The sequence below is a fragment of the Pseudomonas sp. HR96 genome (genome assembly GCF_034059295.1).
Lineage (GTDB): Bacteria > Pseudomonadota > Gammaproteobacteria > Pseudomonadales > Pseudomonadaceae > Aquipseudomonas.
The window spans coordinates 4,701,008-4,726,481 of record NZ_CP139141.1; the positions used below are offsets into that span (position 1 = coordinate 4,701,008).

Sequence of the window (25,474 nt, forward strand, 5' to 3'; positions counted from 1 at the left end):
TACCACATTGGCCCGCCGCAGCCGACTGCGCAGCGCCCGGAAGCGTTGCACCAATTGTCCGTTTTCATGGGCACGGTCAGCCGCGCGGGTGGTGCCGGGCGTGCAGCTCCTGCAGGCGGGCGCGGGCCACGTGGGTGTAGATCTGGGTGGTGGAGAGGTCGCTGTGGCCCAGCAGCATCTGCACCACACGCAGGTCGGCGCCGTGGTTGAGCAGGTGGGTGGCGAAGGCATGGCGCAGGGTGTGCGGCGACAGCGACTTGTCGATGCCGGCCACTTGCGCCTGATGCTTGATGCGGTGCCAGAAGGTCTGCCGGGTCATCTGTTCACCGCGCTGGCTGGGAAACAGCACGTCGCTGGGACGCTCACCGAGCAGCACGGCGCGGCCATCGCGCAGGAACCGCTCGACCCAGACGATGGCCTCCTCGCCCATCGGCACCAGGCGCTCCTTGCTGCCCTTGCCCATCACCCGCAGCACACCCTGACGCAGGTTGACCTGGTCCAGGGTCAGGCTGACCAGCTCGGTCACCCGCAGCCCGCAGGCGTACAGCACTTCGAGCATGGCGCGGTCGCGCTGGCCGATCGGCTCGCCGAGGTCCGGCGCGGCCAGCAGGGCCTCGACGTCGGCTTCGGAGAGCGACTTTGGCAGCGGTTTGCCCAGTTGCGGCATTTCCACCTGCAGGGTCGGGTCGACCGTGATCAGCCGCTCGCGCAGCAGGTAGCGGTAGAAACCCCGCGCGCCGGAGAGAAACCGCGCGGTGGAACGTGCTTTGTAACCCTGTTCGACGCGCCAGGCCAGGTGGTCGAGGATGGCTTCCCGAGACGCCCCTGGCAACTCGCCGCCGCGCTCGCCCAGCCAGCCGTTGAACAGTTCCAGGTCACTGCGGTAAGACTCGCGGCTGTTGTCGGCCAGGCCTTTTTCCAGCCACAGCGCGTCGAGGAATTGGTCGATCAGGGGGTGGGGTATGGCGGGCATGGAGCACAGTCCTCGGGATGGGATGGTTGTGGGAGGGGGCAACGCCCCCGAGCGGCCGCAAGGCCGGTTCGACCTTGAGAAACATCAAGAGCTCGCGGGCTTCGCCCACTCCCACGCAGGTATCCACGATGGTGATTCTGAAACGAAAAAAGCAGCCCGAAGGCTGCTTTCTTATCACGCATGGCGACCCCGTGATCGCCGGTCAAACTAGCCTCAGGCCAGTTTTTCCTTGATGCGCGCGGCCTTGCCGGACAGGTCACGCAGGTAGTACAGCTTGGCTTTGCGCACGTCACCACGACGTTTCACGGCCAGGCTGTCGATCTGCGGGCTGTAGGTCTGGAAGGTACGCTCTACGCCAACACCGTTGGAGATCTTGCGAACAGTGAAAGCACTGTTGATCCCGCGGTTGCGCTTGGCGATGACAACGCCTTCGAAAGCCTGCAGACGGCTACGATCGCCTTCCTTCACTTTCACCTGAACGACAATGGTGTCGCCCGGGGCAAAGGTCGGGATCTCTTTGGTCATCTGCTCGGCTTCGAGTTGCAGAATGATTTTGTTGGTCATGCTGTGCTCCTAAGGTAAATCGTCTGATCTACCATCGATACGTTAACTATCGTCCCGCTCGCGAAGGTAGTCCGCGAGCAGCTTTTTCTCTTCTCCAGAAAGCGAGCGGCTTTCCAGAAGATCAGCGCGTCGTTCGTAGGTCCGCCCAAGGGACTGCTGCAAACGCCAGCGCCGGATGTGTGCGTGATTGCCACTTAGCAACACGTCGGGAACACGCTGATCCGCATATACCTCCGGTCGAGTGTAATGCGGGCAATCCAGCAGCCCATCCGTGAAGGAATCTTCCTCCGCGGAGTCCGCATGCCCTAGCGCTCCGGGCAGCAGTCGTGTAACCGCATCGATCAGGACCATCGCCGGCAGCTCGCCACCGGAGAGTACATAGTCGCCTATCGACCACTCTTCATCGACATGAGCCTGAATGAACCGCTCGTCAACGCCTTCATAGCGCCCGGCAATCAGAATCAACGACTCTTCTTTGGCCAGTTGCTGTACCGCCTGCTGACTCAGCTGGCGGCCTTGTGGCGACAGGTAGATCACCTTCGCCGCCTCCCCTGCTGCTTGCCTGGCCTGGACCAGGGCGTCTTCCAGGGGCTTGATCTTCATCACCATGCCCGGGCCTCCACCAAACGGCCGGTCGTCCACCGTGTGGTGGCGATCGCTGGTGTAGTCCCGCGGGTTCCAGCAGGTCAGTTGCAACAACCCCTGTTTCACCGCGCGGCTGGTAATGCCGTACTCGCTGATGGCCGAAAACATCTCGGGGAACAAGGTGATCACGTCTACGCGAAGGCTGGCCATCGCTTAGAAGTCCGCGTCCCAATCCACCCTCATCTCACCGGCTGCAAGGTCGACCTTCAACACGCACTGCCCGGTATAGGGCAACAGGCGTTCACGGTCATCCAGGCTGCCCGCGCAGGGCTTCACCACCATTACATCGTTGGCGCCGGTCTCCAACAGGTGATCGACGATCCCGAGCAGTTGCTCGTTCTGGTCGATGACCTTCAGACCTTGAAGCTGGTACCAGTAGTACTCGTCTTCGGTCAGGTCGGGCAAAAGGCTCCTGGAGATGCAAATCTCCAGACCGGCGAGAAGACGTGCTTCGTCGCGATCATCGAGGCCCTTGAGCTTGGCAACCAGATCCTTTTGCGTGGACCGGCCGCTGACCAGCTCGACCTGCTTGACTACCACACCGTCACGCTTGAGCGTCCAGGTCTTGTAGCTCAACAGGTTTTCAATCGGATCGGTAAAGGAAAAGACCTTCACCTCGCCGCGAACGCCGTGTACCGAGAAAATCTTGCCCATGACGATCAAGTCATCGGCGGAATCTGGCGTCGCGTTCATATTGCTCAGGCCGCGGCCTTGGCAGCTTCCTTCAACAACTGAGCAACGCGCTCAGAAGGTTGTGCACCCACGCTCAACCAGTGGTTGACGCGTTCGTGGTTCACGGACAGGCGGATTTCCTGACCACGAGCGACAGGGTTGAAGAAACCAACCTGCTCTTTGTGCGAGCCGTCACGCGGGTTGCGCGAGTCGGTCACGGTCAGTTGGTAGAATGGGCGCTTTTTGGAGCCGCCACGGGCAAGACGGATGGTTAGCATTGAACATCGTTCCTGTAGTCGGTGCTGCAAATCATAATGCACAGCGGGCACACGGGTGCCCGAAAGGCCGCATATTCTCAAGGAATACACGGACATTTGCAAAGTGTTTTTACAGGCAGCGGGGAATGGCCGGATGGCCGGAGGGGGCGCGCGAAACCGAGGCGACCCGGTCTCGCGGCAAAACAACAGCTTACATCTTCGGCATGCCACCGCCGCCAGGCATCATGCTGCCCATGCCGCGCATCATCTTGGCCATGCCGCCCTTGGTGGAAAACTTCTTCATCATCTTCTGCATCTGCTTGTGCTGCTTGATCAAGCGGCCAATGTCCTGCACCTGGGTGCCCGAACCCATGGCGATGCGGCGCTTGCGCGAACCGCTGATCAGGTCAGGGTCGCGGCGCTCGGCCGGAGTCATGGAGTTGATGATCGCTTCCATCTGCTTGAACTGCTTTTCGGCGACGTTCTGCGCGTTGCCCATCTGCGACAGGTTGACCCCGCCGATGTTCGGCAGCTTGTCCATGAGCCCGCCCAGGCCGCCCATGTTCTTCATTTGTTGCAGCTGGTCGCGGAAGTCTTCGAGGTCGAAGCCCTTGCCCTTCTTCAGCTTCTTGGCCAATTTGTCGGCCTTGTCCTTGTCCATCGCCTGCTCGGCCTGTTCGATCAGGCTGAGGACGTCACCCATGCCGAGGATGCGCGAGGCGATCCGCTCGGGGTGGAAGGGCTCGAGCGCTTCGCTCTTCTCGCCCATGCCGATGAACTTGATCGGCTTGCCGGTGATGGCGCGCACCGACAGCGCGGCACCGCCACGGGCGTCACCGTCGACCTTGGTGAGGATCACGCCGGTCAGCGGCAGCGCCTCGCCAAAGGCCTTGGCGGTGTTGGCGGCATCCTGACCGGTCATGGCGTCGACCACGAACAGCGTCTCGGCCGGCTTGACCGCAGCGTGCAATGCCTGGATCTCGCCCATCATCTCGGCGTCGATGTGCAGACGGCCGGCGGTGTCGAGGATGACCACGTCGATGAACTTGAGCTTGGCTTCGCGGATCGCCGCTTCGGCGATGGCCACTGGCTTCTGGCTGATATCGGACGGGAAGAAGGTCACGCCGATGTCGTTGGCCAGGGTCTCGAGCTGCTTGATCGCCGCCGGACGGTAGACGTCGGCCGAGACCACCATCACGGTCTTCTTCTTGCGCTCCTTGAGGAAGCGCGCCAGCTTGCCGGCAGTGGTGGTCTTGCCCGCGCCCTGCAGGCCGGCCATGAGGATGACTGCCGGCGGGGCGACGTTGAGCACCAGCTCTTCGTTGGCCGCGCCCATCATCTCTTCGAGTTCGGCCTGGACGATTTTCACGAACGCCTGGCCCGGGGTCAGGCTGCGCGACACCTCGGTGCCGACGGCGCGGTCGCGCACCTTGTTGACGAAGTCCTTGACCACGGGCAAGGCCACGTCGGCCTCGAGCAACGCCATGCGCACTTCGCGCAGCGTGTCTTTGATGTTGTCCTCGGTCAGCTTGGCCTTGCCAGTGACATGGCGCAGCGTCTGCGAGAGGCGGTCTGTCAGGTTTTCAAACATGCGCGATCCTTTCAGGCTTTATATAGCCGACATTTGTAGCGGCCCGGCCCACGACGGATCGGCGAGCCTGCGGCAAGGGCAGGCCGGCGATTATAGCGAAGCCTGTGCGCCAGCACTATCACGAGTGATGTCAGTGCCCCGTGCAGTCTTTCGTGCGGCAGCCTTTATATGCCAAACTCAGCCCCTTCAAGCCTCGCTCCACAGGACCTATGCTCGCTTTGTCACCCAGTCTGCTACCCAGCCTCGCCGCCGCCGTGCTGTATGCCGCTGCGACCCTTTACCAGGCCAGCCGTGTCAAGCAGGGCAGCAGGGCCGACAAGCGCCTGTTGTATCTGCTGGGCAGCCTGGCGGTCATCGCCCATGGCGCCGCGCTGTATTCACAGCTGGTCACGCCGCTGGGCCTGAGCCTGGACTTCATCAGCGCCGCCAGCCTGATCGCCGCCGCCGTGATCGTGGTGACCCTGATCGCCTGCACCCGGATCCCGGTGGAGAACCTGCTGCTATTGCTGTTCCCGCTCGGCCTGGTAACGGTGCTGGTGGCCCAGTTCGTGCCGTCGGGCACCAGCCCGCTGGTGGACGAAGAGCCGGGCATCCTCTCCCACGTGCTGCTGTCGATCCTCGCCTACGGCATGTTCACCATCGCCATGGTCCAGTCGTTGCTGCTGTTGCTGCAGAACCATCAGCTCAAGCACAAGCACCCGATGGGCCTGATCAAGAACTTCCCACCCCTGCAGACCATGGAAAGCCTGCTGTTCGGCTTTCTCTGGGCCGGCTGGGTGCTGCTGTCGATGTCGCTGATCTCCGGCTGGCTGTTCGTCGAGAATCTGTTCGCCCAGCACCTGGTGCACAAGACCTCGCTGGCGTGCCTGGCGTGGATCGTCTTCAGCGTACTGCTGTGGGGCCGCAACCGCCTCGGCTGGCGCGGGCACAAGGCGATCCGCTGGACCCTGGCCGGCTTCTGCCTGCTGATGCTGGCGTACTTTGGCAGCAAGCTGGTCCGCGAATACATCCTGCACATCTGATGCGCCGTCCCCGCACCCCCTGAGAGGCACCGCACCACCCATGGAGACTCTGCCCCTCGGCACCTTGCTTGGCACCCTGGCCCTGGCCATCGTCTGGACCGCTCTGTTCGGCGCCCTGCGCGCCGCCCAGGAAACTCTCGCCAGCCAGCGTTCCGGCAAACGCAAGAACGAGCGCCCTGGCCTGGCCTTTGCGTTGCCGACCTTGCTGTTCTGCCAGGCCCTGGGCCAGGTGGTGGTCACCGCCTGCGCGGTCGAGCTCGGCGCCTGGCGCACGGGCGCCGGCGGTGCCTGGGGCGGCGCGCTGGTAGCGCTGATCCTGCTGTTGGTGATCACCGAATATCTCCCGCGCCGCGCAGCCAGCCGCCAACCCCAGGCATTCGTGGCATTGGGCAATACCCTGTTGCCGAGCATCATGCGCGCCCTGCACCCACTGGCCTGGGTCCTGGACCAGGGCGCACGCCTGCTGCTCAAGCCGTTTGCAGTCAAGCAGGAGAGCCTCAGCGAGCCCAGCGAAGAGCCGGCCCAGCGCAACAACAACCTGCTCGAAGACCTCGCCCAGGACGCCCGGGCCAACAAGCCGCAGGTCATTCGCGGCATCCAGGCGCTGGACAGCATCACCGTCAACGACATTTTGGTGCCGCGCAATGAAGTCGACGGCATCGACCTGGACGACCCGATCGAGCGGATCACCGAGCAGCTGATCATCAGCCGGCACACCCGCCTGCCGGTGTACAACAACGATATCAACCAGGTCGAACGAGTCCTCAACACCAAGCTGATCAGCCACCTGCTGCCACGCGCCGAGCTGACCAAGGAAGCGCTGCTGGCGGCCTGCTACGAAGCCTATTTCATTCCCGAAAGCACCCCACTGCAGATGCAGCTGCTCAATTTCCACAAGCAGCAGCGGCGCCTGGGCATGGTGGTGGACGAATATGGCGAAGTGCTGGGACTGGTGACACTGGAAGACATCCTCGAGGAGATCGTCGGCGAGTTCGAGGACGAACAGCTCATCGACAACCCGCACATCCACCCTCAACCGGATGGCCGCTATGTGGTCGAGGGCGCTGCCTCGATCCGCGACCTCAACCGCAGCCTGACCTGGCATCTGCCCAGCGACGGCCCCAAGACCCTCAACGGCCTGGTCACCGAGGCGCTGGAGAGCATTCCCGACTGCGCGGTGTGCCTGAAAATCGGCCGTTACCGCCTGGAAATCCTCGAAACCGAAGACAACCGCGCCAGCCGGGTGCTGATCTGGTACGTGGCGCCGGTGCCGCGGGCACTGTAGGTTCCATGCAACCCCCCGCTTCCACCGAGGCACCTTGGCTCTGCGCCAGTCAGCGACAGGCTGCGACGGTCTTCACCCTTGTCGGCCACTGCCCTGCTCCCTAGAATCACCCGGACCATAACAATCGGCTCGCGTCCCATGACCGCAGAGCCTACAAAGGATCCGTCATGAGCAGCCACACCCTGGACGCCAGCGCCGCCGGCACGCCGCCCGTCAACTCCACCGCCCGAGTCGCCACTGCCAGTTTCATCGGCACCGCCATCGAATTCTACGATTTCTACGTCTACGCCACCGCTGCGGCACTGGTGATCGGCCCGGTGTTCTTCCCGCAAAGTTCGGGCACCGCGCAGATGCTCTCGGCCTTCCTGACCTTCGGCATCGCCTTCATGGCCCGCCCGCTGGGCTCGGCCCTGTTCGGCCACTTCGGTGATCGCATCGGGCGCAAGTCGACGCTGGTCGCCTCGCTGCTGCTCATGGGCCTGTGCACCACGCTGATCGGCGTGCTGCCCGGTTATGACCGCATCGGCGCCTGGGCGCCCGTGTTGCTGTGCGTGCTGCGCTTCGGCCAGGGCCTGGGGCTGGGCGGCGAATGGGGTGGCGCGGCGCTGCTGGCCACCGAAAACGCGCCCCCAGGCAAGCGCGCCTGGTTCGGCATGTTTCCGCAGTTAGGCCCGTCCATCGGTTTTCTCTGCGCCAACGGCCTGTTTCTAGGCCTGGCCATGGGCCTGTCCGACGAGCAGTTTCGCAGTTGGGGGTGGCGCTTGCCGTTTCTGCTCAGCGCCCTGCTGGTGATCGTCGGCCTCTATGTGCGGCTGAAACTGGAAGAAACGCCGATCTTCGCCAACGCCATCGCCCGCCACGAGCGGGTCAAGCTGCCCATCGCCGAGCTGTTCGGCCAATACTGGCAGCCCATGCTGCTGGGCGCCGCGTCCATGGTGGTGTGCTACGCGCTGTTCTACATCTCCACGGTGTTTTCCCTGAGCTACGGGGTCAGCACCCTGGGCTACAGCCGGGAAACCTTCCTCGGCCTGCTGTGCTTTGCCGTGCTCTTCATGGCCGCCGCCACGCCGCTGTCCGCCTGGGCCAGCGACCGCTTCGGGCGCAAGCCGGTGCTGCTGCTCGGTGGCGTGCTGGCGATCCTCTCCGGCTTCACCATGCAACCGCTGCTGAGCCAAGGCTCGACCAGCGCGGTGGCGCTGTTCCTGTGTATCGAGTTGTTCCTCATGGGCTTCACCTTCGGGCCCATGGGCGCCCTGCTGCCCGAGCTGTTCCCCACCCGCGTGCGCTACACCGGCGCCTCGGCCGCCTACAACCTGGGCGGCATCGTCGGCGCCTCGGCCGCGCCCTTCTTCGCCCAGAAGCTGGTGGCCATGGGCGGCCTGAGCTGGGTCGGTGGCTACGTCTCGGCCGCCGCCCTGCTCAGCCTGATCGCCGTGCTGTGCCTCAAGGAAACTCGCGACGAGGACCTCAACCGTATCGCCTGATGTCCTATAGTCTGTAACGGGCCCCTGGACGGGGCCGTCGGCTCACGTACTGGACATGCCATGCCGCTTCGCACCTTGCTGGTTTCCCAGCGCTATCTGATCTTCATCGCGGTGACGCTGCTCAGCGCCGGGTTTCTTGCCACCTCGCTGCTGAGCTACTACGCCTCGCGTGCGTCGATCCGCGACAACATCGTCAACACCGAGCTGCCGCTGACCTCCGACAACGTCTATTCGGAAATCCAGAAGGACATCGTGCGGCCGATCCTCATCTCCTCGATGATGTCGCGCGACACCTTCATGCGCGACTGGGCCGTGGCCGGGGAAAAGAACCCTGAGCAGCTGACGCGCTACCTCAGCGAAATCATGAGTTCCTACGGTGCCTACACCACCTTTTTCGTCTCCGACGCCAGCAAGACCTACTACGTCGCCAACGGCGTGCTCAAGACCATCCACCCGGACGACCCGCGCGACCGCTGGTACTACCGGGTCAAGGAGATGAACGCAGCGTATGATTTCAACGTCGACAAGGACATGGCCAACCACGACGACCTGACCTTCTTCATCAACTACAAGGTCTACGACTACAACCACCGTTTCATCGGCGTGGCCGGCGTGGGCCTGCGCGCCACCGCGGTGGTCAAATTGATGGACACCTACCAGGAGCGCTATGAGCGCCAGGTGTATTTCGTCGACACCACCGGCCAGCTGATGCTGACCGGCGCCAGCGGCGGTCCCGAAGGCGCCCATGCCGGCAAGCGCCTGTCCGAGCTCGCCAGCACCCGCGCCATGCTGGCCAAGCTGCCCAAGCCGGCCAGCGGCACCTACCAGTACTCGGCCGAGGGCGAAGGGCACTTTCTCAACGTGCGCTTCATTCCCGAGCTCAACTGGTACCTGTTCACCGACAAGCGCGAAGACAGCGCCCTGAGCAACGTGCGCTCCTCGCTGTACGTCAACCTGCTGATCTGCCTGGTGGTGACCCTGGTCGTGCTTGCCCTGCTCTATCGTGTGGTGCGCCGCTACCAGCGCCACATCGAAATGCTCGCCACCCTCGACACCCTCACCGGCCTGCCCAACCGCCGCGGCTTCGACCTGCTGGCCGCCCAGGCCCTGCGCGAAGCCCAGCGCGATCGCCAGCCACTGGCCGCGCTGATGCTCGACATCGACCATTTCAAGCGCCTCAACGACAACTACGGCCACCTGGCCGGCGACCGCGTATTGGCCGGCTTCGCCCAGGTATTGCGCGGCTGCCTGCGTTCATCCGACATCATCTGCCGCTGGGGCGGCGAGGAATTCATCGTACTGCTGCGCACCGACAGCGCCCATGCGCAGCAGGTCGCGGAAAAGGTCCGCCAGCGCACCGAGGCGCAATCGTTCGAGTTCGACGGGCAGACCCTGCGCGCCACCACCAGCGTCGGGATGACCTCGGCGCAGGATGGCGATACCCTGCAACAACTGATCGCCCGCGCTGACCAGGCGCTGTACCGCGCCAAGCAGAGCGGGCGCAACCGCCTGTGCCTGGAGATGCCTCGTTCGCCCTATGAACCCGCCTGAACCCCTCGACACCGGCCTCTGCCCGGCCTGCGGTGCGCGCAACGACTGCACCCTGGCCGACCCGCGCCGCCTCGACCAGCCTTGCTGGTGCTACAGCGTCAGTATCGACCCCCAGGTGCTGCAGGCGCTGCCCGACGCTACGCGCAACAAGGCCTGCCTGTGCCCGCGCTGCGCCCAGGTGCTGGAGCAACTGGCGCGCTGAAAACGGTTAACATGGCGCTCTTCTCAAGCCACCACCGACTGCCATGCGCCTCGACCGTTTCCTCGGCAACCTGCCGCGCTTCAACCGCAAGCAGGTACGCCTGCTGCTGATCGAACGACGCATCAGGGTCGATGGCCAGGTGGCCAGTGACCCGCTGCACGAGGTCCGCGAGTTCAGCCGCGTGGAGCTCGACGACGAAGTGCTGCAAATGGGCCGCCCGCCGCGCTACTTCATGCTGCACAAACCACCCGGCTGCGTCAGCGCGACCTTCGACCCGCAGCACCCGACCGTGCTCGACCTGCTCGACGAACCGGACAAGCACGACCTGCACCTGGCCGGCCGGCTGGATTTCAACACCTCGGGCCTGATGCTCATCACCAACGACGGCCAGTGGTCGCGCCGCCTGACCCAGCCGAGCACCAAGCTGCCCAAGGTGTACCTGGTGCACACCGAGCAACCGATCGGCGCCGACTATGCCTCGGTATTTGCCCGCGGCCTGTACTTCGCCTTCGAAGACTTGACCACTCAACCGGCCCAACTGGACATCATCGACAGCCACAGCGCCCGCCTGAGCATCGTCGAAGGCCGCTACCATCAGGTCAAACGCATGTTCGGCCACTTCCAGAACAAGGTCGTGGCCCTGCACCGCGAACGCATGGGACCGCTGGTGCTGGACCCGGCACTGGCGCCCGGGCAGTACCGCGCCTTGAGCGGCGCGGAGATCGCGCTGATCTAGCGGTTGCCCCGGCTGAACGGTGCTTGCGAGTACGCCCGTGCACTGCTTGAATCAGAGCGTCTGCCGCCTATAACAAACAGCCCGCCCCCCTCTCCAGGCAACTGCCTACCTGTCATGAACAACGCGCAGAGTCGACTGCGCGAACCTCGTTTTTGCCACGCTTTTTTGCCACGCTTTTTTGCCAGGAGTCTGACGACATGCGGCCAGAAATCGCTGTGCTGGATATACAGGGGCAGTATCGGATCTACACGGAGTTGTACCGCGCAGAAGCTGCCGACAAGACCATCATCCTGGTCAACGGCTCGCTGGCCACCACCGCCTCCTTCGCCCAGACCGTGCGCAGCCTGCACCCCGACTTCAACGTGGTGCTCTACGACCAGCCCTACGCGGGCAAGTCCAAGGCGCATAACCACCACCCGCGCGCGGTGACCAAGGAGGAAGAGGCGCTGATCCTGCTGGAGCTGGTCGAGCACTTCGAGGCCCAGCACCTGATGTCGTTCTCCTGGGGCGGCGTCTGCACCCTGCAAGCCCTGGCCCACCGCCCCCGGCGCATCGAAAAGGCGGTGATGAGTTCGTTCTCGCCGCTGCTCAACCCGCCGATGCTCGACTACCTCGAACGCGGCGCCGAATACCTCGGCGCCTGCGACCGCTACCGCGTCGGGCACCTGGTCAACGAGACTCTCGGCAAACACCTGCCATCGCTGTTCAAACGCTTCAACTACAAGCATGTCAGCAGCCTGGCCGATCACGAATACCGGCAGATGCACTTTCACATCAGCGAAATGCTCGGCGGCGATCTCGTCGACGCCATGACCGGCGCCGCCAAGATTCAGGTACCGGTACTGTTCATCAACGGCGAATGGGACGAGTACACCACCCACCATGAGGCGCAGCAGTTCGCCCGGCACGTGCAACACGCACGCTTTGCCTGTATTTCCGGGACCGGACATTTTCTCGACATGGAGCACAAGCAGGCGTGCCGCGAGATGCGCGAAGTGATGGTGCAATTCCTGCAGCCAACAGGTGCTGAGCGGCAGAAGCGCTATCGCCCGGTGGCACCGGGGCAGACGCAGGGGATTTGAGCGCAGAGGCAAATAGCGCTTCTTTTTGCGGACGACTTCTGGTACAAAGTCAGCCGCGAAAAGCGGGTATAGTTTAGTGGTAAAACGAAAGCTTCCCAAGCTTTAGTTGAGGGTTCGATTCCCTCTACCCGCTCCAATCTTTTTCGCAGGCTCCACCGCCATTTGCTGGCCCGCCGGGCGCAACGCTCTGCTTACATTCTGAACAACTCCCCTCGTTTATCAGCGCTTATCTCGATTACGCCGCAACAGATAACTGTCCATCACCCAGCCGTTGCGAGCCCGCAGCAACGGCCTGAGTTTTTCGATAGCGCCGGACACCTGTTTCAACGGCCCGGACAGCAGCACTTCATCGGGCATGCCTAGATACGCGCCCCAGTAGATCTGGTAATCATCACCGTCGAGCGCCTGGTAACTGCCCTCGGCATCGAGCATCACCACCAGGCTATCGCCGCTTGCAGGCGCTTCGGCCGCCAGTTGCCGCCCGGTGGTGATCACGACTCTGCCGCCGATCTCGTTCAGGGGCACCTTATGGCTCGCCGCCAGCGCTTGCACACTGGTGATGCCCGGAATCACTTCATATTCGAAGGTGACCCGCCCTGCTGCCAGGATCGCCTGCAGAATCCGCAACGTGCTGTCGTACAGCGAAGGATCGCCCCAGACCAGAAACGCGCCGCACTCGCCCTCGTGCAACTCGTTTGCAATCAACCGCTCGAACACCGCCTGCTTCGACGCGTTGAGCGCTTGCACGGCCTGCTGATAATCCGCTGTGCCGCGATCACGCTCGGGGTTGTGCGCCTCGACGATGCGGTAGTCGGTGCGCGTGACGTGCTCGGCGAGCATCTGTCGGCGCAGTGCGTTCAGCTGCCCCTTGCGCTCTCCCTTGTCCATGAGGAAGAACAGGTCGGCGCGGTTCAACGCCTTGACTGCCTGCAAGGTCAGGTGGTCGGGGTTGCCGGCACCCATGCCGATGACCAGTATTGTCTTCACCGTACCTCCTGAGGGGCTGCATGAGCAGATCTTGTGTTCAACGAGAGAATAATGAGTTTGTCTCATCCCCCATGGACTGTCGACAATGCCCCCATTCAATGCATTGGAGACACCCCCCATGGCCCGAGCCCACTCCTCAGGTTTCCCACACATCGGCGCCGACCCTGAACTGCGCGAAGCCGTCGACGCCTATCGCCAGGGCGACATCGACCAACCCACGCTGCGCGCCGTCGGCAAGGATTTACGTGCCAGGCATTGGGCTGCTCAGAGCCAGGCGGGTCTCGAGTGGCTGGCGGTGGGTGACTTCGCCTGGTACGACCCGGTGCTGGGACACTCGCTGGCCTTCGGTGTGGTGCCGCAGCGGTTCGCCGGCACCTGCGACAGCCGCGGGCTGCCGACGCTGGACACTTTGCTCGCCATGGCAAATGGCGCCAGCGCAGAACTAGGCACTGATCACAGCGACGCGCAGCAGGAACAGGAGGTAACCCAGCGGTTCGATAGCCATTATCCGTGCGTAGCCCCGCAGTTCAGTGCCGAGCAGCGCTTCAAGCTCAGTTGGGAACAGCTGTTCGAAGAGGTCGACGAAGCCATGGCCTTGGGGCACAAGGTCAAGCCCGTGGTGCTGGGGCCCCTGACATTTTTGTGGCTGGGCACGACCACTGGCGCAGCGTTCGACAAGCTGGACCTGCTGGAGCGGCTGCTGCCAGTCTACGGCGAGATCCTCGGCCGGCTTGCCGCCAAGGGGGTGGAGTGGGTGCAGATCGACGAGCCGATTCTGACCCTGGAGCTGCCGCAGGCGTGGAAGAACGCGTTCGAGCGCGCCTATCACATGCTGCAGTATTCGCCGCTGAAAAAACTGGTTTCCACCGGGATCGGCGGTTTGGAAGGCAACCTTGGGCTGGCCGTGGGCCTGCCGGTGGATGGCCTGCACGTTGACCTGATGAGTGCGCCCGAGCAGTTGGCCATCGTGCTGGACCGCCTGCCGAGCTACAAGGTGCTGTCGCTGGGCGTGGTCGATGGGCGCGACCAGTCGCGCTGCGATCTGCAGCAGGTCTTGGCGCAGTTGCAACTGGCCGAGCAGCGCTTTGGCGAGAACCTCTGGGTCGCCAGCTCGCACGCCTTGTTGCACCGACCGCTGAAGACAAACCGCGAACATGCGCTGGACGCCAGCTTCAAAGGCTGGCTGGCCTTCGCCGTGCAGAAATGCAATGAGATTGCGCTGCTGGCCAGGGCCATCAGTAACCGCTGCGCCGCCCACACCGAGCCGGCGTAACCGGCGCTAAAGGTTTTGATGTGAAGCCTGCACGTCGAACGCGTACACTGTGCGGGCAGTATCAAATTGTTGCGAAGGAAGAAGTCGGTCAAAAACCGACGCGGTCGCGCCACTGTAGTCGGCACCCTGCCGTAAGCCAGACCTTCCTCCGTTTTACTCACCGTAGATGGGACGCGTAATCCCCGAGGTAATCATGGCCTATACCGCTGCAAACCAGACCGATGTCGCCATTCCAACCATCCCGCTGGGCGAAGTACTGCCCTGGGCTGTCTTCGGTGGCCTGCTGCTGATGCTGGCGATCTATTTCGTCGGCGCCGAGCAAGGTGCCACTTCGCTGATCTCCGGCACCTACGTTCACGAATTCGTGCACGACGGTCGTCACCTGCTGGGCTTCCCCTGCCACTGATCCCCTGAGGTTTTCACATGACTGGTCGTTTACTCGTCAGGGGCATGCTCGTCGGTATCATTGCCGGCCTGCTGGCCTTTGGTTTTGCCAAGGTATTCGGTGAACCGCAGGTGGATCGGGCTATTGCCTTCGAAGAAGGCATGGCGCACATGCACGGCGACGCCGAGGAAGAAGAGCTGGTCAGCCGGCCGGTGCAAGCCGGGGTCGGGCTGCTGACCGGGGTCATGGTGTACAGCGTTGCCCTGGGCGGCATCTTCGCCCTGGTGTTCGCCTACTCCCTGGGCCGCATCGGCAAGGTCGGCCCCCGTGGCCTGGCCGCGCTGCTGGCACTGGCCGCGTTCGTCACCGTGTTCGTGGTACCAGGCCTGGTCTATCCGCCCAACCCGCCGTCGGTGGGCAGCCCGGACACTATCGGCCAGCGCACCAAGCTGTTCTTCCTGATGGTGCTGGTGTCGGTGGCCGCTGCCGTGATCGCGATCAACGCCGGGCGCAAGTTCATTGCCCGCTCGGGCCTGTGGAATGGCGCGATCATGGGCGTGGCGACATACCTGGTGATTGTCGCTGTCGCCGCTTGCCTGTTCCCGACCATCAACGAAGTGCCGGAACACTTCTCCGCGGTGCTGCTGTGGAAATTCCGCACGGCGGCGCTGGGCATCCAGCTGGTGCTGTGGACCAGCCTGGGGCTGATCTTCGGTGCGGTGGCCGAGCGGACGCTGTATCCGCAGGGGCGCTTGGCCAGGGCCTGATCGCCCGGGGACGACACTGTGGGTAGCGGCCAGGCCCGATACAGTGCTGGTGCCCCTCCATCACTGCAGCCCTCGCAAGAAACTTGCGACTGCCGGGCCTTAAGCCGCGCCATCCGGGGCCGATAGCCAGAGATCTGAATCTGCCCTGCCTCTGGCAGCGGCAGGTCGTTTCTCTTTCTTGTGAGCCCTGCCATGAACCCACTGAGCCTTTTCAACAAGCAACGCGTCACCGGCAAGGGTGCCTTGAGCCTGGTGTGCAGCGCCGGCGAGCTCGCAGACAAGCTGAACGAGGTGCGCCTCAACCCGGTGCTGATCACCGGCTTCGTCTCACCCCACGTCGACCTCGACCAGGTCGCGCAACGCTTGCGCCAGCGCTTCGCCGGCAGCGTCATCAGCCTGTGCACCACCTCGGGCGAGCTGTGCAACAGCCCCGGGCAGCTGTATTGCGCCACCGGCTCGCGCTGGGATCGGGTCGTGCTGCAACTGTTCGATCGCGGTGTGGTGGGCAGCGCCGAGGTGGTGATGGTGCCACTGGAGTGCGACGACATTCGCAGCGGCGGCAAGCGTCTGGCCATGCGCGAACGTATCGCCCGGCTGGTGGCCAACATCAAGCGGGTGCAACTGAAAACCCTGATCGACCATCGGGACACCCTGGCCTACGTGCTGTTCGACGGCCTGTCGGCCTCGGAATCCTTCTTCATGGAAGCCCTCTACGAATCCGGGCGCTTTCCCTGCCTGTTCGTCGGCGGTTCGGCCGGCGGCAAGGATGACTTCAAGCAGACGCTGATCCACGACGGCCAGCGCAGCTACCAGAACCACGCGCAGATCGTGTTCATCAAGACCCCGCCGGAGGTGCGCTTCGGCGTATTCAAGAGCCAGAATTTCGAACCGTCGAACTTCAGTTTCAACGTGCTCACCGCCTCGGTGGAAGACCGCACCATCCACCAGGTGATCGACAACGCCGGCAACATCAAGACCATGGTCCAGGCCCTGTGCGACGCCTTCAAATGCGCGCCGCAGCAGCTCGACGGCCAGCTGGCGAACTATTCGTTTGCCATTCGCGTCGGCAGCGAGCTGTTCGTGCGCTCGATCGCGCGCATCGATCATGCCCAGCAGATCGTCCAACTGTTCTGCGACGTGGCCCCCGGTGAAGAACTGGTGATGGTCAAGCGCACGCCGATCAAGGAGGCCACCCGGGCCGACTACCAGCGCTTCCTGCAAGGCAAGGGCGGCCAACCCCTGGCGGCGATCCTCAACGACTGCATCCTGCGCCGCCTGAACAATGGCAATGACCTGGCCGGCATGAGCGGGATCTTCGGCGACGTGCCGCTGGCGGGTTTTTCGACCTTCGGCGAGATTCTCGGCCTGAACCTCAACCAGACCCTCACCGCCATCTTCTTTTTCAAGGTGCCGCAAGGCACGCCGTTCGCCGACGAATACGTCGACAATTTCATCGCCCACTATGGCGAGTTCAAGGCCTTCTTCCTGCGCCGCCAGATCAAGAAACTGGCCGGGCTCAACCATGTGGTGGTCAAGCAGATCATGGCATTCAAGGGTGAGGACTTCGCCAGCGCGCTGGATACCCGAGGCCTGGACGAAAACATCCTGCCGGTGTTCGACGGCCTCGCCGACCTCGGCCAGGTGCTGGCCCAGGCCAGCCAGCAGCAGGAAGAGATCGCCGAGCAGCTCAAGCACTATTCCGGTGAATTGCACCTGTCGATGGACGACCTGGCCGGGACCATCGAACGCCAGAACGACGTGGCCGCCCAGGCCGGCGCCACGGTCGAGGGCTTATCGACCCAGGCCGGCGAGGCGGTGGGCGGCGCGCGCGAACTGGCGCAGTCGAGCCTGCGTATCCAGTCGATCGTGCAGGTGATCCAACAGATTGCCGGGCAGACCAACCTGCTGGCGCTGAACGCCGCCATCGAGGCGGCGCGGGCCGGAGAAATGGGCCGCGGCTTTGCCGTGGTGGCCGACGAAGTGCGCAAGCTGGCCGAGATCACCCGCAAGAATGCCGCGGAAATCGGCGTCGACATCGACCTGCTGTCTGCCGAAATCCAGCGTGTGGCGCAGCAGATCGAAGACCAGTCGACCTCCGTGGGTGCCTTGCGCAGCATGCTCGGCGCCCTGGAAGACTCCAGCCGCATGACCGAAGGCACCGCGCAACGCACCAAGAGCATTGCCGACACCCTGACCGGCCTGACCAGCCGCTGATCAGCCTGGCGCCGGGGGCTCGCTCAACAGCGCGAGCAACCGGCGCACGTCCGCGCGCTGGCTTTTGGCGGCCGGCACGAAGGCGCAGTAGGCATGCCCCAGGCGCAGCGAAGACGATGACAGAGCAATCAGCCGCCCCGATTCGAGGTCAGCGCGGGCCAGGGTCTTCTGCCCCAGGGCAATGCCGCATCCCAGCCGCGCCAGGCTGATGGACAGGCTCGACAGCCCCGAGCGCCGCCCATGGGCAGGGTCCGGTGCCGGGGCGCCGACCTCGGCGGCGAACCAGTCGCTCCAAGTCGGGTGCGACGCGTAATTGGGCCCCCAGTGGGTGTGGATGAACAGGCTCTCGTGCACCTGGGTCAGTTCGAAATCCTGGTTGCCGTGGCGGTACCACAGCTCCGGCGCGCACAGGGGCAGCACCTCGTCATGGAACAACGGCACCGCCTCGAACGAGGCGTAGTGATAGTCGCCATAGCTGATGCGCAGGTCGACGTCGTGGCGCCCCATGTCCACCGGATCGTCCTCCACGCGCACGTCCACAGACAGCTGCGGGTGCACCTCGAGCAGCTGCGCCAGACGCGGCGCCAGCCAGTATTCGGCCAGGGAAAACGGCACACTGACGATCAGCCGGGTGCGCAGCTCGCCTTCCAGAATGCGCACGGTCATCGCGGCGATGTCGCCCAACGCCCGCGAGGTCTGCGGGTAGATGGCCAACCCGGCATCGGTCAGGGCCAGGCGGTTGCCGTTGCGCGAGAAAAGCTTCTTGCCGAAATACTCTTCCAGATGGCGGATCTGCTGACTGACGGCGGCCGAAGACACCCCCAGCTCCTGCCCGGCCATGACAAAACTGCCGAGCCGCGCCGCCACCTCGAAGGTGCGCACGGCATTGAGTGGCGGTAAACGTTGCATCACACGCCCCTTGCACAAGTTTTTCTGGGGGGAGCCTAACAATTTGTGCCGTTGTTGCGAAGATTTACGTGGGTTACGTTGGCACTCATCGTCAAACTCGCAAAGAGGGGCTGCCATGGACAACCCGATCGACCTGCAACGCTACCCACTGGATCGCGTCGGCAGCGTGCAATGGCACGAACTGGTGGCCCAGGCGCGCGACGACCTGCACCAGCACGGCATGTTCAACCTCGAAGGCTTCGTCGCCCAGGAGCAGGTGCGCCTGGCCGTCGAGCGCATTGTGCCGACCATGGCCAGCCAATCCCACGAACACAAGCGCACCCACAACATCTACTTCAAGCCGCAGCTGGACGGATTGCCGCCCGACCACCCGGCCCTGCGCACGGTCGAGACGGTCAGCCACACGCTGTGCGGCGATCAACTGCAAGACAGCCTGGTGACCGCCATTTACGAGTACCCGCCTTTGCTGAACTTTCTCGCGGCGGTCATGGACAAGCCGGCGCTGCACGTGATGGCCGACCCGCTGGCCCGGGTCAATGTGATGAGCTATCGCCACGGCGAAACGCTGAACTGGCATTTCGACCGCTCCGAGTTCACCACCACCCTGCTGTTGCAGGCGCCCGAGGCCGGCGGCCAGTTCCAGTACCGCAGCGACCTGCGCAGCGAGAGCGACCCCAATTACGCCGGTGTGGCCCGATTGCTGGAGGGCCGCGATCCGCAGGTGCAGACCCTGGCCCTGCGCGCCGGCACGCTCAACGTGTTTCGCGGCAAGCACACCGCCCACCGCGTCACCCCGGTGCAAGGCCTGCGCGAGCGCATGGTCGCGGTGTTCTCCTATTACGAACGACCTGGCGTGGTGTTCAGCGCCGAAGAACGGCTGGGGTTCTACGGCCGCGCCTCCTGAGCGCCGCCTTGGGTTGTCAAAACTATAAAAGCTGCACACCTGCTTGCCCCTGCCGACCACTTTGAGCCTCTTGGGGAAACACATGCATTGCAGAAAAAGCCTGACCCGTACCTTGCTGGCCGGCGCCGCCTTGACCGGCAGCCTGCTGTTCGCCCACCTCGCCAGTGCCAAGCCATGGACCTCGGTGCTGGTGGCCACAGAGGGCGCCTACGAGCCGTGGAACACTACCCTGGCCAACGGCGAGATCGCCGGCTTCGAGCCCGAACTGCTCAAGGACCTGTGCGGCCGTATGCAGATGCAATGCACGCTGCAGGCCCAGGACTGGGACGGCATGATCGCCGGGCTCAATGCCGGCAAGTTCGACGTGATGATGGATGCCATCGTGGTCACTCCGGACCGCGAGAAGGTCATCGCCTTCGGCAAGCCCTACGCAGCGACCCAGGGGGTGTTCGTCAGTGCCGACCAAGGCTTGATCGCCAGCCTGCCGAGCAATCAGATCATCAAACTCAGCGGCGATCAGAAGGCCGACCAGACGGTGATCGACAGCCTCAAGCCGATGCTCAAGGGCAAGACCATCGGCATCCAGTCGGGCACCGCCTACACCGATTTCATCGAAACCAACTTCAAGGACATCGCGACGATTCGCGAATACAAGAAGTCCGGCGAGCACGTCATGGACCTGACCGCCGGGCGCATCGACTTTGCCTTCGACGACGTGACCTTCTTTACCTCGGTGCTGGAAAAGCCAGAGAACACTTCGGTGCACATGGTCGGGCCCAAGATCGGCGGGCCGATCTGGGGGCCGGGCGAGGCGCTGGCGTTCCGCCAGGGCGATCAGGACCTCAAGGCCAGGTTCGACCAGGCGCTGAACGCGGCCCTGGCCGACGGCACCGTGAGGAAACTCTCGCAGAAGTGGTTCAAGGCGGATATTACGCCGTGAAGGGGGCGCCCTCCCCGACCTGCCGCGTCTAGCGCCGCGCCAGCTCGTGCTTGATGCAGCCATCGTAGTAGGCCCGCTTGACGGCCAAAGGCCCCAGGCGGCTCTTGCTGTGATAGGTCTGGTCGGTGATGCCCAGGGCCATCTTGCGCATCCAGCCTTAGGAGTAATGGCGGGTCTGAATCTTCTTGTGGGCGCTCCACAGGCTCACGCCCGCCAGTTTGGACTGCTGCGCGCCGCGCGCCGTCTCGGCGCCCCATTTGCACATCTGCAGATCCTTGGGGCGCAGATCACGCGCCTGCACGGCGTCCGCGCCCGCTGCCAGCAACAGCCCTGCCACTACAGTCGTCATCCACCGCATACCGCACCCATAAGCCATCATATTGAATCGAAATATTACCGAAATTCAACAGGTTGAAGGGGCCATCATTGAGCCCCTACGGATGGCGTCGGTGGACGGTCAGGACTGTTTGCTGTCCTGCCCCCCCGCGCGGCGGGCGGACATTTCGCGCGAGACGATCGGGATGATGCGCACCAGGTCGACCACATAACGCTTGGCCAGGCGCTGCGGCTCGCTGAGGATACGATGGGCCCACTCCAGCGAGAGCTTCTGCACCCACTCCGGAGCACGCTTGACCTTGCCCGAGACGAAGTTCAGCGAAGCGCCGGCGCACAGGCCCATGCCCACCGCGCCGCCGCGCTCCATGACCTTGAGCGCCAGTTCTTCCTGGCGTGGCGCGCCAACCGAGTAGATGATCAGGCGAGCCGGGTGGGCGATCACGTAATCCACGGTCTTTTCGACCTCGGCCGGTTGCTTGATGAAGCCCATCGGCGGGTTGTAATGGTTGAAGCGGATGGCCGGGTACTTGGCACGCAGGCTGTCCATGACCTCGTCTTCGCAACCGATCACGGTGATCGGCCAGGCCTGCTGCTGGGCCACGTCGAGCATGGCCACGGTCAGGGTACTGCCGGGGATTACCTCGGAAATGTTGGCGCCCAGCTTGTTCATCCACGGCAGCAGGATTCGGCTGTCGCAGATACGGAAGGTCGCATTCTGGTAGGCGGCGATCAGCCCCTGGTGGCGGTCGTGCTCAAGCATGACCACGTGGTTGACGTTGGCGGTGACCACGTAGCCATAGGGGCCACGGCTCAGCACTTCGAGTTCCTTGACGAACTCGGGCAAAGTGCCTGTGTACAAATCGATACCGAAAACTTTCATTGGCCAGTCCTTGAATCGCATCATCGAGTTGCCGCCTGCCCGTTGACTCAGGACAGTGGCACGCCGTCACGAACTCGCCCGCGGGCGATCAGTGGGAAACTGCACGGGCGGCCCTTGGGGCCCCAGTTGCAATTTCGGGCTTGTGTTTCGCTTAGGCTTATGCCCGGAGCCGGGCGTAGTACGCGTGTCTGCGCCGCCTCTACTGACGCCGCCTCTACAGACCCTGTATCGGCCAATTTGTTGCCGACTGCAGCCTATATCGTTGCGGTTTTTTTTCGCCAGAGAGAGCTGGGGGGGCTTCCATCGCCCTTGTCGTGCGCCACTGCGAGTGGTGCACTTATATCATTTAGCCACTACTGCAGGAAAGTGCTGCCCATCCAGTCTACTCCAGCACCGGAAAGAGTGAGCATTGTCTGTTACAACTTGACCGCGAGCTAGAGCGGTCGGCGCGCCGATCGTCGGGCAGCGCGGCGACCAGTGGCCTTGCCTGGTGCCGCCGCTGCCCCTGCGGTGCTAGACCTTGAAGCGCATCACCACCTGATTGAGGCCAACTGCCAGCTGCGACAACTCGCCGCTGGCGGCGGAGGTCTGGTGGGCACCGGCAGCGGTCTGGGTCGACAGGTCGCGAATGCTGGTCAGGTTGCGGTCCACTTCACGGGCCACCTGAGCCTGCTGCTCGGTGGCCGTGGCGATGCTGGTGTTGCGTTCGTTGATCTGCACGATGGCAGCGGTGATCTCGGCCAGGGCCTGGCCGGCGGCTGCCGCCACATCGAGGCTGGCGCGGGCCCGCTCGCTGCTGGTGCCCATGGCGCTGACCGCCTTGCTGGCGCCGCCCTGGATCGAGCTGATCATCTTCTCGATCTCTGCGGTGGACTGCTGTGTACGATGCGCCAACGCCCGCACCTCGTCGGCGACCACGGCAAAGCCTCGGCCCGCTTCGCCGGCACGGGCGGCTTCGATGGCGGCGTTGAGCGCCAGCAGATTGGTCTGCTCGGCGATGCCGCGGATCACATCGAGAACGCCGCTGATGCCCTGCACCTGTACGGCCAGGCCGTCGATCTCGTCGGCGGTCACGCCCACGGCCGTGTGCAGCTCGGTAATCACCTGCACTGTCTCCTGCACGCGCTGGCTGCCATGCTCGGCCGACTGGCTGGAGTCACGGGCCGCCGTGGAGGCCAGGGCGGCGTTGCGCGCCACTTCCTCGACCGCCGCGCTCATCTGGTTGATGGCGGTGGCGGCCTGGTTGATTTCGTCGTTCTGGCGCTGAATGCCGCGCATCGCGTCTTCGGTGACGGCGGTCATTTCCTCGGAGGTGGAGGCAAGTTGGTTGGACGAGTCGCCCAGCTCGCCCAGGGTGCGCCGCAGGTTCTGCTGCATCAAGGCCAGCGCTGCCAGCAGGCGAGCCGGCTCGTCGCGGCCCCGCTGGTCGATGCTATGGCTGAAGTCGTTGCGGGCGATCTGTTCAGCCACGGCCAGCGCGTCGGCAATCGGCGCGGTCAGGCTGCGGGTGAACAACCCGGCCAGCAGCAGGGTCGCGGCCAGGGCCACCACCACGGCGGCGATGGTGACGTTGCGTGACTGCTGGTAGGTCTGGTCGGCGGCCGCGGCCGAGCGTTCGACCTTGCCGTCGGCAAGGTCGCCGATGGTGGCGATCTCCTGGGCCAGTTTTTCTGCGGCCTGGGTCATTTCACCGCTGGCCGACGTCAGGCTACTGACCAATTCAGTGCGCTTGTTTTCCACGGCATCGAGAAAGCGCGCGTGCACTGCCAGGTAGGCGCTCAGATCGCGTTGCATGTCGCTGAACACCTGCTTGCCCTGGTCGCTGACCAGCAACGGCTGCAACTGCCGGACATCGGTGTCCAGGCCCGCACGCGCTTGCGCGATGCGCTGCTGGGCCATATTGGAAGTGGCCGTATCCTGGGCGTTGCGCAGGTTGCCGTTGTACAGGCGGATGCTCAACAGGTCGTTCTTGATCTGACCGATGGCGCGCACGGTGGGCAGCACGTTGTTCTGGATCTCCTCGCGCGACGCTTTCAAGTCGGCTGACTGCAGCAGCGAAAACACGCCGAGCGCCGCCACCAGCAAGGCGAAAAAACCAAAACACAGCAATGAGCGAGGAGCAATATTCAGCGATCTGAGGTTCATGCGAGCCTTCCGGCAGTTGAAAGTGGATATCCGCCTTATCGTCAAAAATCGTTTCAGCTTTAATCGCCCAACGTCTTGTCTGCTGAATGGTACCGGTTACAGAGCCTACCCTAGAGCCGTTGCCATCATTGAGCTAGTATCTGCCATGGAAGCGTTCCATCGTCCCGAAAGAACGTCTGAATCAGCGTGCGGTCATCAGGTAATGGACGATTCGATGATCGTTGAGGAGAACCCCCATGCAGGAACGACACTCGCTGCCAGCGATGCTCGACAAGCTGTACGAAAACCAGCTGGCCCTGGCGGCCGCCGTCGAGGAGCTGGCGTTGTGGATCGAAGTACGCGCCGACGATGCCGACGTCGCCGGCAACGTGCGCAGCGCGCTGGACACCCTCGACCGCAATGCCGATTTCATAAACGGCACCATTGCCCAGTTGCGAGCGGAAGTCGTGGTGCAGCATCAGGTGGAAGCGGCCAGCCGTTCAGAGCCCACTCCACTTTAGTGAGGGGTAGCTGGAGTCAGGGGTAGCCGGGCGGGATCAAAACCCTTCGCGCACCAATATCTGCTCGATGCTGCTCCTGGCCGGTCGCCCGTAGAACTTCAGCAGTTCGGCCGTGCGGTTGGTGAAAATGCCGTCCACGCCGGCGTCACTGACTTTCTGGAAATCCACCGGGTCGTCCACGGTATACACGTGCACCAGTAGCCCCTTGTCGTGGCTGAGCTGGTTCATCCAGGGTTGCACCAGGTCCATGTAGCTCTGCTCGCCGCCGTGGGTCAGCGCGGCTGAAGGGCCGGTGGCCACCGCGCCGCCGGCCTTGGCGATGTCCAGCCAGCGCTCGAACTCGGCGCGGTCCCTGGGTTGCTGCCTGGCATACCAGGCGGCCTTGTCCGGCTCACCGGAATCGGCGAAGGCGACGCTGGACTGCGGCTCGATGCTGCCAGCACCGACCCACAGCAGCAGCACCTTGGGCACGTGGGGCATCTCTTTGTTCAGCAGCACCAGGCTGTCCTTGTCGAAGGTCTGCAACACCACCTTGTGCTCCCCTTGCAGCCAGCCACGGGCCTTGAGCACATGCTTAAGGTCGCGCTCGATGCCGGGAAACTGCTGCGGCACCTTGGTTTCGATGTACAGCCCGGGGCGGTGCGCCGGGTTGGCTTCGGCGATGTCGATCACCTGGTCGAGGGTCAGTATGTGCAGTTTGCCGTAGCTGTCGCGCGCGCGGGCCGGGTAGGCCTGGTTGAACCAGCTGCCGGCGTCGAGGGTTTTCAGCTCGGCCAGGGTGAAGTCGCTGATTGGCTTGTCCTTGCGCTCAGGGAATTTGCGCGCCACGTCGGTGGTACGTTGCAGGGTGTCGTCATGCATGACGATCAGCACGCCGTCGCGGGTGCGTTGCAGGTCCATTTCCAGATAGTCGGCGCCCAGCTCGCGCGCCAGCACGTAGGACGCGCGGGTGGATTCCGGAGCGTCGAAGGAAGCACCACGATGGGCAATGACCGCCGGACGCGGGATGCCGGCGCGCTCGGCCAGTACCGCAGGGTCTTCGGCCCGAGCCATGCCCTCGGCGCCCACCAGCAGCCAGGCGGCGATGATGCCTTGAGACAGATGCTTGCTCCACTGTGCCGACATGCCAACTCCTTGAATGAATGATCGTCAGCGCCACCTGCGCGCCGT

25 protein-coding genes, 1 tRNA gene, 3 pseudogenes and 1 riboswitch are annotated in these 25,474 nt (G+C 63.7%); of the genes and pseudogenes, 16 read left to right on the plus strand and 13 right to left on the minus strand.

Going from position 1 to position 25,474, the window contains the following annotated elements; translation table 11 throughout:
* Positions 1 to 76: 76 nt before the first annotated feature.
* From xerD to ffh, 6 genes are all read right to left on the minus strand, one after another.
* Positions 77 to 973, minus strand: coding sequence for a site-specific tyrosine recombinase XerD (gene xerD, locus SFA35_RS21040; protein ID WP_320572438.1), 897 nt, complete (start codon positions 971 to 973; stop codon positions 77 to 79).
* A 213-nt stretch (positions 974 to 1,186) separates the two neighbouring features.
* Positions 1,187 to 1,537: a 50S ribosomal protein L19 gene (gene rplS, locus SFA35_RS21045; protein ID WP_166568940.1), complete on the minus strand. Its 351-nt coding sequence runs from the start codon at positions 1,535 to 1,537 to the stop codon at positions 1,187 to 1,189.
* 42 nt (positions 1,538 to 1,579) lie between these two features.
* A complete protein-coding gene (gene trmD, locus SFA35_RS21050; protein WP_320572439.1) occupies positions 1,580 to 2,332 on the minus strand; it encodes a tRNA (guanosine(37)-N1)-methyltransferase TrmD in 753 nt (250 codons plus the stop codon).
* A gap of 3 nt (positions 2,333 to 2,335) precedes the next feature.
* Positions 2,336 to 2,875, minus strand: coding sequence for a ribosome maturation factor RimM (gene rimM / locus SFA35_RS21055; protein WP_320572440.1), 540 nt, complete (start codon positions 2,873 to 2,875; stop codon positions 2,336 to 2,338).
* Between the two features lie 5 nt (positions 2,876 to 2,880).
* Positions 2,881 to 3,132, minus strand: coding sequence for a 30S ribosomal protein S16 (gene rpsP, locus SFA35_RS21060; protein ID WP_213875090.1), 252 nt, complete (start codon positions 3,130 to 3,132; stop codon positions 2,881 to 2,883).
* 190 nt (positions 3,133 to 3,322) lie between these two features.
* Positions 3,323 to 4,702 (minus strand): signal recognition particle protein, encoded by a 1,380-nt coding sequence (gene ffh / locus SFA35_RS21065; protein ID WP_320572441.1) that lies wholly within the window; start codon positions 4,700 to 4,702, stop codon positions 3,323 to 3,325.
* Between the two features lie 209 nt (positions 4,703 to 4,911).
* Between ffh and SFA35_RS21070 the strand changes: the two genes are divergently transcribed.
* The 8 genes from SFA35_RS21070 (at position 4,912) to SFA35_RS21105 (ending at position 12,200) form a co-directional block, all read left to right on the plus strand.
* Entirely contained in the window at positions 4,912 to 5,724 is an 813-nt protein-coding gene (locus SFA35_RS21070; RefSeq protein ID WP_320572442.1) for an inner membrane protein YpjD, read from the plus strand.
* Between the two features lie 40 nt (positions 5,725 to 5,764).
* The gene (locus SFA35_RS21075) at positions 5,765 to 7,009 is read left to right on the plus strand and encodes a transporter associated domain-containing protein (RefSeq protein ID WP_320572443.1); all 1,245 of its coding nucleotides are present in this window, start codon (positions 5,765 to 5,767) and stop codon (positions 7,007 to 7,009) included.
* A gap of 167 nt (positions 7,010 to 7,176) precedes the next feature.
* On the plus strand, positions 7,177 to 8,493 hold the full coding sequence (locus SFA35_RS21080; protein WP_320572444.1) for an MFS transporter: 1,317 nt from the start codon (positions 7,177 to 7,179) through the stop codon (positions 8,491 to 8,493).
* 60 nt (positions 8,494 to 8,553) lie between these two features.
* Complete coding sequence (locus tag SFA35_RS21085) at positions 8,554 to 10,044, plus strand: sensor domain-containing diguanylate cyclase (RefSeq protein WP_320572445.1); 1,491 nt, start codon at positions 8,554 to 8,556, stop codon at positions 10,042 to 10,044.
* Positions 10,031 to 10,246 carry a cysteine-rich CWC family protein gene (locus SFA35_RS21090; protein WP_320572446.1) on the plus strand — a complete coding sequence of 72 codons (216 nt, stop codon included), beginning with the start codon at positions 10,031 to 10,033 and terminating at the stop codon, positions 10,244 to 10,246. The genes SFA35_RS21085 and SFA35_RS21090 overlap by 14 nt, the downstream gene beginning before the upstream one ends.
* Before the next feature lie 43 nt (positions 10,247 to 10,289).
* Positions 10,290 to 10,982 (plus strand): pseudouridine synthase, encoded by a 693-nt coding sequence (locus SFA35_RS21095; RefSeq protein WP_320572447.1) that lies wholly within the window; start codon positions 10,290 to 10,292, stop codon positions 10,980 to 10,982.
* 197 nt (positions 10,983 to 11,179) lie between these two features.
* Positions 11,180 to 12,064: an alpha/beta hydrolase gene (locus SFA35_RS21100; protein ID WP_320572448.1), complete on the plus strand. Its 885-nt coding sequence runs from the start codon at positions 11,180 to 11,182 to the stop codon at positions 12,062 to 12,064.
* Positions 12,065 to 12,126: 62 nt separating this feature from the next.
* Positions 12,127 to 12,200, plus strand: a tRNA-Gly gene (locus tag SFA35_RS21105).
* A gap of 83 nt (positions 12,201 to 12,283) precedes the next feature.
* Here the strand turns inward: SFA35_RS21105 and cobF are convergent.
* Positions 12,284 to 13,051, minus strand: coding sequence for a precorrin-6A synthase (deacetylating) (gene cobF, locus SFA35_RS21110; RefSeq protein ID WP_320572449.1), 768 nt, complete (start codon positions 13,049 to 13,051; stop codon positions 12,284 to 12,286).
* 118 nt (positions 13,052 to 13,169) lie between these two features.
* On the opposite strand from cobF, the pseudogene SFA35_RS21115 reads away from it, so the two are divergent.
* From SFA35_RS21115 to SFA35_RS26815, 5 genes and pseudogenes are all read left to right on the plus strand, one after another.
* Positions 13,170 to 14,294: pseudogene (locus SFA35_RS21115) on the plus strand (5-methyltetrahydropteroyltriglutamate--homocysteine S-methyltransferase); the annotation flags it as partial.
* Between the two features lie 65 nt (positions 14,295 to 14,359).
* Positions 14,360 to 14,492, plus strand: a riboswitch (cobalamin riboswitch).
* Between the two features lie 25 nt (positions 14,493 to 14,517).
* The gene (locus SFA35_RS21120; protein ID WP_320572450.1) at positions 14,518 to 14,730 is read left to right on the plus strand and encodes a CbtB domain-containing protein; all 213 of its coding nucleotides are present in this window, start codon (positions 14,518 to 14,520) and stop codon (positions 14,728 to 14,730) included.
* Between the two features lie 44 nt (positions 14,731 to 14,774).
* Complete coding sequence (locus SFA35_RS21125) at positions 14,775 to 15,476, plus strand: CbtA family protein (protein WP_320579166.1); 702 nt, start codon at positions 14,775 to 14,777, stop codon at positions 15,474 to 15,476.
* 192 nt (positions 15,477 to 15,668) lie between these two features.
* A pseudogene (locus SFA35_RS26810) lies at positions 15,669 to 16,775 on the plus strand (FIST signal transduction protein); the annotation flags it as partial.
* A 3-nt stretch (positions 16,776 to 16,778) separates the two neighbouring features.
* Positions 16,779 to 17,690, plus strand: coding sequence for a methyl-accepting chemotaxis protein (locus SFA35_RS26815; RefSeq protein ID WP_414058556.1), 912 nt, complete (start codon positions 16,779 to 16,781; stop codon positions 17,688 to 17,690).
* Here the strand turns inward: SFA35_RS26815 and SFA35_RS21135 are convergent, their stop codons facing one another.
* On the minus strand, positions 17,691 to 18,599 hold the full coding sequence (locus tag SFA35_RS21135) for a LysR substrate-binding domain-containing protein (RefSeq protein ID WP_320572452.1): 909 nt from the start codon (positions 18,597 to 18,599) through the stop codon (positions 17,691 to 17,693).
* A gap of 115 nt (positions 18,600 to 18,714) precedes the next feature.
* Here SFA35_RS21135 and SFA35_RS21140 point away from each other — a divergent pair, with 115 nt between their 5' ends.
* Positions 18,715 to 19,503 (plus strand): 2OG-Fe(II) oxygenase, encoded by a 789-nt coding sequence (locus SFA35_RS21140; protein WP_320572453.1) that lies wholly within the window; start codon positions 18,715 to 18,717, stop codon positions 19,501 to 19,503.
* Positions 19,504 to 19,585: 82 nt separating this feature from the next.
* A complete protein-coding gene (locus SFA35_RS21145) occupies positions 19,586 to 20,443 on the plus strand; it encodes a transporter substrate-binding domain-containing protein (protein ID WP_320572454.1) in 858 nt (285 codons plus the stop codon).
* A 157-nt stretch (positions 20,444 to 20,600) separates the two neighbouring features.
* Here SFA35_RS21145 and SFA35_RS26820 read toward each other — a convergent pair whose 3' ends face one another.
* The 4 genes and pseudogenes from SFA35_RS26820 to SFA35_RS26825 all read right to left on the minus strand — a co-directional run.
* Positions 20,601 to 20,792 carry a hypothetical protein gene (locus tag SFA35_RS26820; protein ID WP_414058429.1) on the minus strand — a complete coding sequence of 64 codons (192 nt, stop codon included), beginning with the start codon at positions 20,790 to 20,792 and terminating at the stop codon, positions 20,601 to 20,603.
* Between the two features lie 108 nt (positions 20,793 to 20,900).
* The gene (locus SFA35_RS21155) at positions 20,901 to 21,659 is read right to left on the minus strand and encodes a WecB/TagA/CpsF family glycosyltransferase (RefSeq protein WP_320572455.1); all 759 of its coding nucleotides are present in this window, start codon (positions 21,657 to 21,659) and stop codon (positions 20,901 to 20,903) included.
* A 513-nt stretch (positions 21,660 to 22,172) separates the two neighbouring features.
* Entirely contained in the window at positions 22,173 to 23,303 is a 1,131-nt protein-coding gene (locus tag SFA35_RS21160) for a methyl-accepting chemotaxis protein (RefSeq protein ID WP_414058557.1), read from the minus strand.
* Between the two features lie 6 nt (positions 23,304 to 23,309).
* A pseudogene (locus SFA35_RS26825) lies at positions 23,310 to 23,804 on the minus strand (MCP four helix bundle domain-containing protein); the annotation flags it as partial.
* A gap of 236 nt (positions 23,805 to 24,040) precedes the next feature.
* Here SFA35_RS26825 and SFA35_RS21165 point away from each other — a divergent pair.
* Positions 24,041 to 24,304 (plus strand): hypothetical protein, encoded by a 264-nt coding sequence (locus tag SFA35_RS21165; protein WP_320572457.1) that lies wholly within the window; start codon positions 24,041 to 24,043, stop codon positions 24,302 to 24,304.
* Positions 24,305 to 24,340: 36 nt separating this feature from the next.
* On the opposite strand, the gene SFA35_RS21170 is transcribed toward SFA35_RS21165, so the two are convergent.
* On the minus strand, positions 24,341 to 25,429 hold the full coding sequence (locus SFA35_RS21170) for a glycerophosphodiester phosphodiesterase (RefSeq protein ID WP_414058430.1): 1,089 nt from the start codon (positions 25,427 to 25,429) through the stop codon (positions 24,341 to 24,343).
* Positions 25,430 to 25,474: the final 45 nt, after the last annotated feature.